Below are 13,557 nucleotides of genomic sequence, written 5' to 3'. Positions count from 1 at the left end.
GAATCGCGCATGCACTAGCTCTTTTTTGTCCAGGTCAGTATCTTTGGCTTCAAATTCTGGCCGGCAAATTCAACGATTTCGTCGATCCGCTTCCGACGCGTGTCGTCCCGCTTAGCGGAAGAAACCCAATACAGCAGGTGGCGTTTATCCGATTTGCTTAGTTTTTGAAAGAAAGACAGTGCCACCTCATTTTTTGCCAATGCGTTGGCGAGGTCGCCGGGAACGATCAGTTCTTCGATCTCATCCAGTAAGGTCCAGGAACCGTTCTGTTTAGCAGCGGCAATGGCATCCAACCCGGCCTGGCACATCCGCCCTTCCTCCGTCAGCTTTCGGATTTTTTCCTTATTGATCTTCGACCAGCCGCCGCGGGGCTTTCTTTTACTGAAAAACTGCATATACCGTTCAGCGTCCAGGGGCCTGGCAATGCTGTCGATCCAGCCAAAGCAAAGCGCCTCGTCCACGGCTTCGCTCCAAGTGAGGGTAGTTAGTTGTGAAGATTTTTTATGGTAAATCAGCCATACCGCACTTTCATCCAAATGATTTTCCTCCAACCATTTCCGCCATTCCTGTCGGTTAGCGGGGGTGAAAACTTTTGTGTCTTTCGCTGGCATAGTAGCATCGGTTGAAATGAATCGCTGTTCAAGAAAAGCATTTGTTTCCAATTTGAAGTTACAATTGAGCTGCATTGCAGCAGATTACCGAAATAAAAGCGCGAAGCCGGTTTTCCTGAGTGGATACAGCCGCCAAACGTTCGTATATTTAGGAGTTGGTGGCAAGCCCGAAAATCGACAGTAACAACCTAAAACAATGCACGATTTACTATTCGACTTTATATCAAAATACATTTCGTTGACAGACGAGGAAAAGGACGCCATCGTTTCTCTGGATATATTTCACTCAGTAAAGAAAGGGACGATTTTGCTCAAAGAAGGGCAGAAATCACAAGAGAGCTATTTTGTCTTAAAAGGCTGTATTCGAGTTTACTACGTCAAATCCGGAGAAGAGAAGACAACAGCTTTCTACACAGAAATGGATGCCTTCACGCCCCATTGTGTTATCAATAAAACTCCTTCCGATTATTTCATCAGTTGTGTTGAAGACAGTATTCTCCTGATTTCCAACTCTGATATGGAAGCAGAAATCAACAGCAAATTTCCAAAGTTTGAAATCATGTGCAGAATGCTGTCGGAGGAATTGTTAGCCAAACAACAAACAGACTTCGACGAGTTTAAGACCTCTTCACCCGAACAGCGGTATTTGAACCTGTTACAAAACAGGCCCGATCTGGTTCAACGCGTTCCGCAGCACCAGCTGGCCAGTTATCTTGGGATAAAGCCACAGTCATTAAGCAGGGTAAGGGCCAGAATTTTGGAGAAAAACAAGGGTTAGGAGTCATTTCTTAACTTAGGTGAACGTTTTTGAGCTCCCAGCCAATCTACTTTTGCAGTATCACTTAACAAGCTGAAACATGCAAAAGAAAAGTTTACGTTTAGCCTTGATTTTAATGATGGCCCTCCCTCTTCAAATTAAAGCTCAGTATTCCAAGCAAGACAGTACTTACCGAAAGTTTTTTATTGGCAGCACCCTATTTATGTTAGCGAATGTAGTGCCCGATAACAATCCACCTCAAATGGTTTACCTCAACTTCGGTTATCGCATTACGGGGAAGGATGTAATTTCGCTTGAATTCAAAACTTGGAGATATGCCTGGCCCATTGGTATTCCTTATGGAAAATCATATGAAGCAGAGGGAGAAGGGTTTCCGGGTTATATCCGCGAGCACGGTGTTTCACTTAATTATCAAAGGTTTTTATGGAAGGGTCTTTTTGCGCAAGTGGATGTGATGCCCGCCTTTCAGACTTTTGTAAATGACGACGGCAAGAAGATTGACAAAGGCTTTCAAATCTTCAACACTTATTCCATTGGTTATCACATTAAACTCTTTAAGGACAGGCTTTTTTTTCAGCCTTCCATAGCAATGACCCATCGCCCCTATCAATCAACAATGCCTGCTTCGTTCAAACAGGTTGATGATCGATGGCCGAGAGTCTTCTTCTTGCAGCCGGGCCTTCATTTTGGGGTGAATTTTTAAAACCAAGGCCCGGCCGCTCCGAACAGCTGTTATTTTTCGACGAGATCACAATCCGTAACCAAGCCGTCGGCGGTCAGGTGGACGAGTATATAGGTGTCCGGCTGATTGGATTTCAATTGGTACGTCACTATTTCGCTTACCTCGCTTTCGTGGCGCTGAATTCCCCGACCTGCAACGTTTTCTGAATGTATAAAAGTCAATGATTTCAAAGTTTCCGGCTCCCGCATGCCTCCTGCAAAATCACGTTTGGCGCCTGGGGTGAAGCCGGTCGCTTCTTCCAATATTTTACCTCCTTTTACCATGGCCTGCAAAGCCGCCATGATTTTGGGTGTGCGTGACGGATCGGGATCGGCAGTGGTTTTCTGGCCAGCGGCGAGCGGTCCGATGCGCGGTACTTTTCGCTGGTAGTTTTGATCATTGTCTTCAAGCGTGAAGCCAATCACATTTCCGGCGCCATCGGAATTGAAGATCACCGAAACATTGCGGTCAGTAGATGTAAACTTGTTATGAGCGACGGGCACAAATTCTTCATCGACAAAACCATCCTCCAAAGTAAAGAGCCGCTGATTTTCAGCCTGAAAAGTGACCATTCGATTGTTAAATAATTCATACCGGCCTTCGAATGCCTTCAAAGTGTTGGGATCCACATCCACCGTGACCGGTTTTGCGGTCTTTACAGGAAATCCGTTCCAGTGGTAATAGTCAGCGATAAAATCAACAATCCTGTTCATCATATGCGAGTTATCATTCGCATTGATCATGATCGCAACGCCTTGGCCTTTGCCTACACTGGCAGTAAGTAGCGCATCAAAACCCTCGTCGCGCCCATTATGGCCGAAGCGGAGCGTGGCACTGTCACCCTGCAAAAAGACACCGAGCCCATCCCTGTTTTTCTGATCTGTCAACATTTGGCGGGTCATGGCCTGGGACAATACATTCCCTGATTTTCCAGCATAGGCATTCTGGACAGCGATTGCGAATCGGGCCAGATCGGAAGAGGTAGTCCACAGTCCTGCTGCCGCCATCTCAGGATAGATGTGCCAGCGACCTTCCACTGCACTTCGATTGTTGTAGTGGCCGATTGCCGTCATTTTGGCCAGTTCGGGAGGTAAGGGCTGTTGATAGGTACTGTTTCTCATACCCAATGGCGAAAGCACAGTATTTTTCATGAATTCGGGAAAATCAGCACCCGTCACATCCACCATTAGTTGCTGCATGACGGTATAACCGCCCCCCGAATACCTCCAACGGGAGCCCGGAACAAAGTCAACCCGGACCGGCGGTGTATTGGCCGGGGCTGTCCCATCGAGAATCTGAACTACCGAGGGGATTTTTGCGCCCACGGCGTACCCAGGGAATCCGTGCACGGTAAGACCCGTAGTATGGCTAAGGAGCCCACGTAGCGTTACTTTTTTATCATTTGTAAATTCATTATCAGGCACTTTCCAACTTTTGAGCTTCAAATTAACATCCTCATCCAGAGAAAGTTTACTCTTCTCAACAAGACACAGGGCTCCCATTGCTGCAACCGATTTACTAACCGAGCCCGCCTGAAACAAGGTGTTCGTCGTGACAGGCACCTTTCCCTCCTTATCAATAAATCCATATGCCTGCGCCTTCAATATTTTCCCATCCTGAATGATAGCCAGGGACAAACCGGGAATACCGCGCTTTCGCATCTGGTTCCGGATAAAATCGTCCAGATCATCCGCCTGAACGTGAAATACTACCAATAGAAAGGAAAGAATCAGAAAAAGGCGTTGGTTTTTCATGGATGGTTTGGTAAGAATGGTTATTTGTTCTCAAAGACTTCGCCACAGCGGTGGGCCGCCACTGCGCTGGGCCGCCACTGCGGTGGCCGCCATTGCGCTGGGCCGCAAATCTAAAAAGCTTTCAACCTCGCTTCTGTTAACAGTCTGTAAAAGAAGGTTAATAAAATGTAAATGTTGCTATCGCGAGATCTGATCAGGCGTAAGATGGTAAAGAGAAAAGAAAGATTTTGATACATGGTTCTCAGGACAGAGATATTTTTTGGATATAGGCGACGATTATTGAATCACTGAAATAACTTTGTTCCTCATAAGTGCTCATTGCGATAGATTTGAAGCATTCATCCAAATCAAACCGATGGACAATCTCGCTAAGAACAGAATAACCTCCATTGATCTGCTTCGCGGCACGGTCATGATCATCATGGCGCTTGACCATGTCAGGGACTACTTGTTCACAGACTCTTTTTTCTACGATCCCTTAGATCTGGCCAGGACGAGCGGCGCCGTATTTTTCACCCGTTGGATCACTCATTTCTGCGCGCCGATATTCATGCTGCTGGCCGGCACATCTGCTTTCCTGATCGGTCAGCGAAAGAGCAAGCAAGAACTAAGCGGGTTTCTGCTGAAAAGAGGCATTTGGCTGATTGTGCTGGAACTGACCGTGATCAACCTCGGATGGAATTTTAACCTGGCATTTCCTATGTTCTTTTTCATCACCATCTGGGCGCTCGGCCTGAGCATGATAATTCTCGCTGCGTTTATCTATTTGCCGGTTAAGGTAATCCTGCCGGTTTGCCTGGTGATCATCGCCGGGCACGACTTGCTCGACGGCGTTCATTTCGACGGTAATTCGTTTCCCTCCTTCCTTTGGTCATTGTTGCATGATCAACGTTTTTTTACCTGGAACGATAGGATGTTTCTGGTCGGTTATCCGATCGTTCCGCTTCTGGCGGTCATGCCGCTGGGCTATTGCCTGGGCACCTGGTACACGGCCGGGTATGATGTTACCAAAAGACAACGCCATCTAAAGTGGACAGGCCTCATCGCTTTGACCGCTTTCTTACTGATACGCCTGCTCAACGCTTATGGCGATCCCATACCATGGACCCCGCAAAAAGATACCTTCTTCACCTTTTTATCATTCATTAACGTCAACAAATACCCTCCGTCGCTTTCGTACCTACTGCTCACATTGGGCGCTGCGAGCCTGTTCCTCTCTGTTACGGAGCGATTAAAAGGGCCTGCTGTAAGGGTGATCTCGGTGTTCGGCAGAGTCCCCATGTTCTATTACCTGGTTCACATCTACGTAATCCATGCGATGGCGATGCTCGCATCGGCACTAACAACCGGACAAGACTGGCGGCGATGGATACTGACCAAGCCGATCTGGTTCACCGAAGACTTAAAGGGTTATGGTTTCTCCCTGCCCACTGCCTATCTGATCTGGATATTTGTGGTAATCGGTCTATATCCTTTGTGCAAACGATACGATGCTTATAAACAAGCGCACAAAGACAAATGGTGGCTGAGCTATTTGTAGGCCCGTCAGCCGAGCGCCCGGCATGAGCGACTCGTTAGCTTATGGCCTTGCGGCGCCTCTTGCTGCGTGGTCTGGATGCAAAAAAGCCGAACAGCAGGCACAGCACGGCGAATACGGACACGTTGATCCATGTTTCCAGATAATGCAGGAAGCCCTGCTCAGGTTCAACGTATCGGACGAATACAACAACGCCGGCCAATGATGAAAAGAAAAATGAAAGAAAAGACATTCTAAACAAATCCAGCCGGTTGCCTTTTAACGACTGAATATATACCCACCTTCCGGTATAAACATTCACTATCACAGTGATAAAGGTAAAAATTGCCATCCCGGGCCTATTGGGCGACAATCCCGTATACATTGTCAGTACACTCGCAGCCAGCGCAACCATGCAAAACACAGTATGCCCGACCGCATTATCTTTAAGTCTCCCATCCATAATGCTTCCGGAATTTGTCTTTTGTTGAAGGTCCTTTATGATTACCATGATCCTTAGCCGCCAGCAGGGCCAGCAAAAGATGTTTCATCAATTTCCGACGAACTTTCCCTAAAAACAAATGGGCGTTAAGACTTCAAGTGTACCTGTTCGATAAATGCTCTGCGTCTGATTACAAGTCTGCTATCATTGAACCTGGATTAACTGGATACCATGAACCCAACGGCCATCTCCCGTGACACCTTACCCGCCGAGCGGCTTTCCGAAAAGTAACTTTTTGGGCTGGCACAAAAGGCGAAACAAAAGTCGTCATCGAGGGTGTAATTACCGATGAAGAATATGACAGGGATTTTCGGGAAAAGTATCGCCGGTATGCATCGTTCCCTCTAATACTTGCAATCTTGTCATTAAATAGGTGCTAAATTAGGCTTCCATTCAAAGATCATGCTTTCCGCGGCTTATGAAATGTCCTTTACTGTTCGTTGCGTTTTCCCTATTGATTCGCCTGGCTAATGCTCAGACATTAAGGACTGATTCGCTGGTTACCGGGAAATTAAAAGAGCTGCATATCCCTGGCCTTGCTGCCGCAAAGGTTGAAAATGGCAATATTTCATGGACGCGCTATTACGGCTACCAGGATATCGCGCGACAAATTCCGGTAACAGATTCGACGGTATTTCATATAGCCTCTATTTCGAAGACCGTAACGGCCGCCGCGATTATGCAGCTCGAAGCGAAGGGATACTTCAAGCTGGATGATGATATTAACCGTTTCCTCCCATTTCGTGTTGCCAATCCATCGTTCCAAAGTACTCCGATCACATTCAGGCAACTGCTACGGCATCGCTCCTCGATAGCAGATAATATGGACTATCTGCTCCCATTTTGGGAAAACGAATACAAGGGCCCCGATATCCCGCTGGAGACATTTCTTCGAGACTATCTATCTACGACAGGCAAGCGCTATCGGGCAGATAAAAATTTCGTCCATGCCGAACCCGGTAGCGAATTCGCATATTCCAATATGGGCTTTGCGTTGCTAGGATACCTTGTCCAGCGGATTGCAAAAATGCCATTCGACCAGTACTGCAAAATGCACGTTTTCAGCCCGCTCGCAATGCGCAGTACCAGTTGGTTTTTAGAACCATTACAATCAGACCGCTTGGCAGTGCCCTATCAGTATTCCGACTCACTCGACCGGTATGAAAAGTTGCCCCAGGGCAAATATCCGGACTATCCCGCAGGCCAGCTCAGCTGCACGGTAAATGATCTTGCAAGGTTTCTAGCTTGCTGGTCAAATGACGGAGCGTATGATGGTAAGCGTATTATAGGGGCCGCCTCAGTCCAGCGCCTGACACCCAAGGACATGAGTCTCGGCTTTCACACCTGGTTTATGTATTTGCTCAACACTGAGACGCCATTGTACAGCCACAATGGGCATGGCCCCGGTGTGTCCACTTACATGCTTTACGACCCGTTTTCAAAAAAAGGGTTGATTATTTTAATGAATGGGGAGCTTTCAGGTTACTTGGAATGGAGAAAACTAATTGGTTTACTTTGGGATTCCTAAACAGACAGCAGAATTTTCACCGGGCGTTTGAAAAAAATACAGCCAATTTCTCGCCCAATGCATTCGGTTTTAAATCTACGGCTAGTATGGTGCCGTCCGGGCCGATTAAAAAGTTTTTTGGAATGGCTTCCACGCCGTATAATGTTGATACCTCGTTGGACCAACCCTTTAAATCTGAAAGTTGCGGCCACGCCAATTTATCCGCCCTTATCGCTTTCAGCCATGCCTCTCTATTCTTGGATTGATCAAGAGAAATTCCGAGAATGGTGAAATTGTGATCCTTGTATTTACCATATACTTTCACCAGGTCGGGATGTTCAGCGCGGCATGGACCACACCAGCTGGCCCAAAAATCGACAAATACATATTTCCCCCGAAAATCTTTTAAAGCAACCTGTTTTCCGGCAGTGTCGGCCTGAACGAAATGCGGAGCTATTGCACCAATGCTCGTTCTCGAAAGCTTGGCGAGCGCATCTTTATAATAGATACCGGAAGGACTATTTTTAACAGATTCATCCAGGCTCTCAAACAAGCCGGTTAATTCTTTCGCATCCGGTGTAAAACCACCCACGGATTTGATTGCTCCAATGCTGACAATACTCGCAGGCATTTTCTGAATAAATTGCTTGTAAACATTGGTCCTTTCGGCACGCGCCGCTTCCTTTTTCTTCTCCCAAGTTTGCTCGAATGCTTCTTTGTCTGCATCAGCAGGTAATGCCTTTTTAGCTGCGCCGTACGCCTGATATGTTTCCGAAAGCTTCTGAGTGACAGGCCGCAGCATTTCGGCAAGTATGGCAAAATCCTTATTTGCCTGACCTCCCGTAACCACTGCCTCACTCAATGTGCCGGTACTGTTCACCAAAATTGTGTCTGGCTCCACATAGAATTCGATATTGCTGTAATCGGGTTTGGTATACATAATGGCTTTGCCGGGGGCCTTAATACTGCCTTTGAATACAAAATTCCCATCGTGAAGCACCGTTGAATCCTTCACGCCAACCAGGTTGGTCGGATCCGGATACCAAATGTGAACCGTCTCCTGTTTTTTTAATGGATCAATTTTACCCCGTACAACAAATGAACTAACTTGGCCGCACACTAACTGTTGCGATAAAACAATGACTAATACAATTGCAATAAACGACCGGCAGCAATAATTAAGATTTCTCATGGCTATAAAAGGTTAATCAGGTTTTGAGGAATGTCAATCAGATAAGCAACATATGACAAGATCTTTAAGGTACAGACTGTTTAGTAATTATCCAACAGTTACAAATTAACCAGTATTACCATTTCATACAATTGCGCCGGATCACCTCCGGCGCAATTGTTTATTATCCATTATCCTGCTTTAACACTACTGTTTGTCCCACCAAACCCTTGTTTTGAAATTGTCTGTCCCCTGGCGCGCCACCGCCGCATTGTAATTGGCCGCATTCAATACCGGCTCGTCCTCCGGATAGCGCAGCCTGCGCGGATAGGTGCCGTCGGTTTCGTTGCTCGGATAATTGATGGGCGTGAGCTTGGGGTAGCCCGAGCGACGAACATTCGCGTAGGCTTCAAGGCCATTCATGAAGCAGGCTGCCCAGTACTGGGTGTTGATTTGTTCATAGGCTTTTTCCTTATCGGCTACACCCACAAAAGGGTTGGCGGTCAGGTAAGCATTGATTTCCGCATCCGTGATGACCGCTGACGCGTCGTATTTTGCCAGGTTTTTCATCGCACCGGCAACACCGTTTTTGTAAAGCGCCTCGGCGTCGCCGCTTATCCATCCGCGAATCACCGCCTCTGCCAGCATTAGCTGAACTTCACCGTAGGTAATGCACATCCGAGGGCCGTCGAGTTTAGCGTAAACGTCACGGTTAATGCCCGAATACTGGTGCTGATCTTTCGTATTATCCCAGCTTGCATCACTTTTGATCGTTACCAGGTTGAAACCGTTAGGCATCCCTTTCTGCACAGCGGGGTCCGTATTTTTGGTAGATGCCTTGGAAGGATCGGAGTAAACGGCAACCATGTATTTCAGGCGGGGGTCGTTACGGCTTTTCATGAAGTTGAAGATCGTGGCGCTGATCTTTCCCGGCGATACGCCCGACACCGACAACGTCCAGCTTTCCCCGTTCACAAGGGATTGATTAGCGCCGGTCTTGTCCGGAAACCTGACGTACATATTGTCGTCGACGGATGTAAACACGCCGCCCGCAACGGCCCTTTTTACCCAGGCTTCGGCAGTTGCCGGTTCTACTTTCTGCAACCGCATCGCGAGGCGGAGCATCAGAGAATAACCGAACTTTTTCCATTTAGCCACATCTCCCCCATAAACAATGTCGGCTGTGACGCCCCCTTTCGATGCATCCAGCTTGGCCGTCGCATCTTCCAGCTCGCTGAGCATATGGTAGTAGATATCCTTCTGCGTATCGTACTTCGGCTTGTAGTTCTGGGCAGAAAAGCCCTGGTTGGCCTCCGAATAAGGCACATCCCCGTACAGGTCCGTCAGGCGATGGTATATCACCGTTTTCCAGATCCTCGCCATATTATGCAGGTTGCTCAGCTCCGGCTTGTCCTTCGAGAGTTGAATGGCGTCTTCCAGCAGCTTGCTTCCACCGTTCACCGCATTGAATGTGTTCTTCCACAGGCTCTCGCTTCCGCCTTTGTTATACACATATTTATCACCAAAGAAATCGAATGTTCCTGCGTCGCTCAGCGTCGCGAAATGCTGGACGAACGGCTCGGTATAATGCAGGGACGCCCCGTCGTCGCCTCTTGATGAAAATAGCTGTGCGGAAGTGAAAAGATATGCCGGGCTGAATCCCTCGGCCGTAGCTGCATTGGGGTCCTTATTGAGTTGTTCAAAGTCGCCGTCGCAGCCCGACACCAGTATCGCGCCGACAGCCAATAGTACGCTTAATGTTTTTTTCATTTTAAACAGGTTTGATCCGTTCCCGATTTAGAATTTCAAATTCACGTTAAAGCCGTAGCTTCTCGTTGGAGGAAGTTGTGTCGATTCAATCCCCTGATCGTTACCGGCCGACAAATTCGTTTCCGGGTCGATCCCCGGCGTATGTTTCAGCAGGGTCTGAAGGTTTCTGCCCACGAGCGAAACACTCGCGCCCTTCACGAAACCGATTTTTTCATACAATGCACGCGGCAGGTTGTAGGTCAGCGATACGTAGCGGAGTTTGATAAAACTGGCATTGTACAGGTAGTCGTCCAGCGCGTCGCGGCGCCGTACGATAATATCGCGGTTGTTGACCTGGGCAGCGGTCACCAGCACTTTATTTTCCTCGCCGGTCTCGGTCACGCCGGGCAGCACCACACCATTCGCCCTGCCGAGCAATGAGCGCGGTGACATACCGCGGTGTTCCAGGTTGTAGTTGGTATTTGAATAGATCAATCCTCCGAATTTGCCATCTACCTGGGCCGACAACGTAAATGATTTGTAGCTCAATGTGTTGGTAATGCCGGATGTATACCGCTGAATACCCGACCCGAATGCCTTCACGTCCGTAGGTACGATCGGCAAGCCTTTAGCGTCCATCACATCCCGGCCATTTGCGTCCCGTTTAATGGTACGTCCGACGATCTGCGAGTACTCCTCTCCTACTACTTGTTTCAGAAAAACCTTCGTGGCCGTCCCCAGCAGGAACTCGTTGGTCGAATTGGAGATTTTCAGGATCTTGCTCTTATTATAAGCCACATTGAGCGACACATCCCAGCTGAAATTCTTTGTTGTAACAGGCCGCACAGTAAACAGCATTTCCACACCCCGGTTACGAAGCTCGCCGACCGTCACCACAGCCCCGTTATAACCGGTAACCGAGGATACGGTTTCAGTCGTAATATCATTTTTGGTAGACCTGTTGTAGGCTGCCACGTCGATTCCCACCTTACCATTGAACAAACGCAAGTCCAAACCCGCCTCCAATTCGTTCACACTCAACGGGCGGAGGTTTTTATTGGGAACCACAGCCTGATTGATCGTCCCCAATGGTTTGCCGTCGTAGCTGTAAGGAAGCACCCCGTAGGTCAGGTTGAGCTGGTAAGGGTCTGTGGCGCCACCTACCGATGCATACGACACCCTGAATTTGCCAAAACTAATGGCCCTGGGCATTTCGAACGCATCCGAGAATACGTAACTAAGGCTGGCGGACGGATAAAAGTAGTTGTTCGACTCGGGGCTCAGTGTGGAGAACCAGTCGTTCCTGCCGGTTACGTTCAGAAACAGGTAGTTTTTGTAGGCCAGCTCCGCCGTACCGAACAGGGAGTTGATCTTGTTATCCAAAATACTCGTTGTTGTGTTCCGGACCGAGGTATTGTTGATCACTTCCAGGCGCGGCGTGATAATGCCCGAGCCGCTGATATTGGTACCATTGCTGTGCTGTGCCATCAGGTTACCGCCCGCATTGACCACCAAATTGAAATTCTTGTTCAGCGCCTTGTTGAACCCGATCATTCCTTCAAAATTTCGCTCGTAAAAGTTGGTCGTGATCTGGTCGATCTGTCCATTGGGACGATACCCGGTGCCCTCGGGGACAATTTTGTTGATTTGATAGGAAAACATATCCTGTCCGACCTTCCCCTGCACAAACAGCCAATCAGTAATATTCCAACGTGCATTGATCGCCGCAATGAAACGGTCCTTCTGAGTGTTGTTTTTGATCTGATTGAGGGCATAGTAGGGGTTGGTGGCGCCCAGGTCGGTGCCCAGCACTTTCTCTTTGAATGTAACGGGGTCGTACCCGGGAGCGAGCGCGCTGGTGGGCATATTACTGTTTACAAACAAGATAGTTCCTGCACTGTTCGCATTGTTCGTTTCCAGCACGTAGCGGTTATCCACCTTTTCGTTGATGTAGTCGACATTGGCGCTGATAGCGATGTTTTTGGTAGCATTCTGATTGATGCTGAGGCTGACATTATCCCGGCGCATTTTGGCGTTCGGAATAATGCCTTTGTTGCGCATATCGGTCACGGCGAGCCTGAAATTCCCCTTATCCCCTCCTCCCGTGAAGGCTATGTTGTTGGAAGAAGTGTACCCGTTGCCATAAAAATCCTTCAAAACCTGGTCCTTGACGTACGAATAGGGCCTTTCCACGCCATCCAGCTGCACCACCATCGACCCGTCATATGGCGCGCCCCAGTGATTTTGCCCGTGTGCGGCAGCAACGCCAACACCCGAAGGTTTCACACCATTGTAGCCCTGGCCGTATTCCTTTTGCAGGTCCCATATAAAATACGGCACTTCCACCGTATTGTTGGAGTTGAATTCGATCCCGATGCCCTTATTCCCCTTCCCTGATTTGGTGGTGATAATGATGGCACCGTTTTTGGCCCGCGACCCGTACAATGCCGCGGCTGCTGCTCCTTTAAGAACCGTCATGTCTTCCACGTCGTCCGGGTTGATGCTGGATATGTTATCGCCCCAATCGGGATTGTCGCCCTGGGTCTTCCCGAACTTTGTATTGTTCATCGGAATACCGTTGATGATAAAAAGGGGCGCATTATCGCCTGTAAGCGAGGTATTGCCCCGAATCGTGATCCGGCTTGAACCCGCCGGTCCTGTCGCTGCCGCCGAAACGTTTACCCCTGCGACCTTGCCGGCCAGCGAGTTGCCAATGTTGGTTTCCCGCGTTTTTGTAAATGCACTTCCCTCCACCTTGGTGACGGAATATCCAACAGACTTAACCTCTTTCTTGATACCCAGCGCCGTCACTACCACCTCGTCGAGTGATTTTGTGTCGACAGCCAGTTTCACTTCCAGCACGGAGCTGTTACCGACCGTGATTTCCCTGGGCTGATACCCCACAAATGAAAATACCAACACGGCATCCGGCCCCGGCACTTCAATCGTGAAGCTTCCATTCGAATCACTGCTCGTACCCTGCTGGGTTCCCTTCACCAAAACATTTACCCCCGGCAGCCCGTCCCCCTTCTCGTCGGTGACTCTCCCCTTCACGGTTTGCAGTACCGGCCTGCCGATACTCCTGTTGCTAACTACATTGCCTCCCGCGGATGCAAAAGGCCCGGCCGCACGGGCGGATATCGACAGGCCTACAAGGGCGGCTAACAGGCAGCACCGCTTACAACCACTTGTAAAGCGTGTGCCATGTTCTGGTAAAACTTTTTGTTCCATGGACTTAATTGGGTTGA

Annotated in this window: 10 protein-coding genes; 4 read left to right on the top strand and 6 right to left on the bottom strand. The window is 48.7% G+C overall.

Annotation, left to right across the window (positions count from 1 at the left end; all coding sequences use genetic code 11):
- Positions 1-14 precede the first annotated feature (14 nt).
- A complete protein-coding gene (locus J2Y43_RS20415; RefSeq protein WP_309986483.1) occupies positions 15-611 on the bottom strand; it encodes a YdeI/OmpD-associated family protein in 597 nt (198 codons plus the stop codon).
- 196 nt (positions 612-807) lie between these two features.
- On the opposite strand from J2Y43_RS20415, the gene J2Y43_RS20410 reads away from it, so the two are divergent.
- Positions 808-1,389, top strand: coding sequence for a Crp/Fnr family transcriptional regulator (locus tag J2Y43_RS20410; RefSeq protein WP_309986478.1), 582 nt, complete (start codon positions 808-810; stop codon positions 1,387-1,389).
- 79 nt (positions 1,390-1,468) lie between these two features.
- Positions 1,469-2,092 (top strand): hypothetical protein, encoded by a 624-nt coding sequence (locus tag J2Y43_RS20405; RefSeq protein WP_309986476.1) that lies wholly within the window; start codon positions 1,469-1,471, stop codon positions 2,090-2,092.
- A gap of 29 nt (positions 2,093-2,121) precedes the next feature.
- Here the strand turns inward: J2Y43_RS20405 and J2Y43_RS20400 are convergent, their stop codons facing one another.
- Positions 2,122-3,864, bottom strand: coding sequence for a serine hydrolase domain-containing protein (locus J2Y43_RS20400; protein ID WP_309986473.1), 1,743 nt, complete (start codon positions 3,862-3,864; stop codon positions 2,122-2,124).
- 355 nt (positions 3,865-4,219) lie between these two features.
- On the opposite strand from J2Y43_RS20400, the gene J2Y43_RS20395 reads away from it, so the two are divergent.
- Positions 4,220-5,404: a heparan-alpha-glucosaminide N-acetyltransferase domain-containing protein gene (locus J2Y43_RS20395; RefSeq protein WP_309986470.1), complete on the top strand. Its 1,185-nt coding sequence runs from the start codon at positions 4,220-4,222 to the stop codon at positions 5,402-5,404.
- A gap of 34 nt (positions 5,405-5,438) precedes the next feature.
- Here the strand turns inward: J2Y43_RS20395 and J2Y43_RS20390 are convergent, their stop codons facing one another.
- Positions 5,439-5,843 carry a hypothetical protein gene (locus J2Y43_RS20390; protein ID WP_309986468.1) on the bottom strand — a complete coding sequence of 135 codons (405 nt, stop codon included), beginning with the start codon at positions 5,841-5,843 and terminating at the stop codon, positions 5,439-5,441.
- A gap of 457 nt (positions 5,844-6,300) precedes the next feature.
- Here J2Y43_RS20390 and J2Y43_RS20385 point away from each other — a divergent pair, with 457 nt between their 5' ends.
- A complete protein-coding gene (locus J2Y43_RS20385; RefSeq protein ID WP_309986466.1) occupies positions 6,301-7,410 on the top strand; it encodes a serine hydrolase domain-containing protein in 1,110 nt (369 codons plus the stop codon).
- Positions 7,411-7,426: 16 nt separating this feature from the next.
- On the opposite strand, the gene J2Y43_RS20380 is transcribed toward J2Y43_RS20385, so the two are convergent.
- The 3 genes from J2Y43_RS20380 to J2Y43_RS20370 form a co-directional block, all read right to left on the bottom strand.
- Positions 7,427-8,581 (bottom strand): TlpA disulfide reductase family protein, encoded by a 1,155-nt coding sequence (locus J2Y43_RS20380; RefSeq protein ID WP_309986463.1) that lies wholly within the window; start codon positions 8,579-8,581, stop codon positions 7,427-7,429.
- Positions 8,582-8,767: 186 nt separating this feature from the next.
- Positions 8,768-10,330, bottom strand: a complete 1,563-nt coding sequence (locus J2Y43_RS20375; RefSeq protein ID WP_309986461.1) for a SusD/RagB family nutrient-binding outer membrane lipoprotein — start codon at positions 10,328-10,330, stop codon at positions 8,768-8,770.
- A gap of 27 nt (positions 10,331-10,357) precedes the next feature.
- A complete protein-coding gene (locus J2Y43_RS20370; protein WP_309986458.1) occupies positions 10,358-13,540 on the bottom strand; it encodes a SusC/RagA family TonB-linked outer membrane protein in 3,183 nt (1,060 codons plus the stop codon).
- Positions 13,541-13,557 lie beyond the last annotated feature (17 nt).

The organism is Dyadobacter sp. BE31, from assembly GCF_031457695.1.
Classification (GTDB): Bacteria; Bacteroidota; Bacteroidia; order Cytophagales; family Spirosomataceae; genus Dyadobacter.
This window is presented reverse-complemented; position numbering and strand designations above follow the sequence as displayed.

Bases quoted from the DNA above. Each gene is read 5' to 3' on its own strand.
- J2Y43_RS20380 (WP_309986463.1), bottom strand. From the start codon at position 8,581: ATGAGAAATCTTAATTATTGCTGCCGGTCGTTTATTGCAATTGTATTA.
- J2Y43_RS20395 (WP_309986470.1), top strand. From the start codon at position 4,220: ATGGACAATCTCGCTAAGAACAGAATAACCTCCATTGATCTGCTTCGC.
- J2Y43_RS20385 (WP_309986466.1), top strand. From the start codon at position 6,301: ATGAAATGTCCTTTACTGTTCGTTGCGTTTTCCCTATTGATTCGCCTG.
- J2Y43_RS20410 (WP_309986478.1), top strand. From the start codon at position 808: ATGCACGATTTACTATTCGACTTTATATCAAAATACATTTCGTTGACA.
- J2Y43_RS20375 (WP_309986461.1), bottom strand. From the start codon at position 10,330: ATGAAAAAAACATTAAGCGTACTATTGGCTGTCGGCGCGATACTGGTG.
- J2Y43_RS20390 (WP_309986468.1), bottom strand. From the start codon at position 5,843: ATGGATGGGAGACTTAAAGATAATGCGGTCGGGCATACTGTGTTTTGC.
- J2Y43_RS20405 (WP_309986476.1), top strand. From the start codon at position 1,469: ATGCAAAAGAAAAGTTTACGTTTAGCCTTGATTTTAATGATGGCCCTC.
- J2Y43_RS20415 (WP_309986483.1), bottom strand. From the start codon at position 611: ATGCCAGCGAAAGACACAAAAGTTTTCACCCCCGCTAACCGACAGGAA.
- J2Y43_RS20400 (WP_309986473.1), bottom strand. From the start codon at position 3,864: ATGAAAAACCAACGCCTTTTTCTGATTCTTTCCTTTCTATTGGTAGTA.
- J2Y43_RS20370 (WP_309986458.1), bottom strand. From the start codon at position 13,540: ATGGAACAAAAAGTTTTACCAGAACATGGCACACGCTTTACAAGTGGT.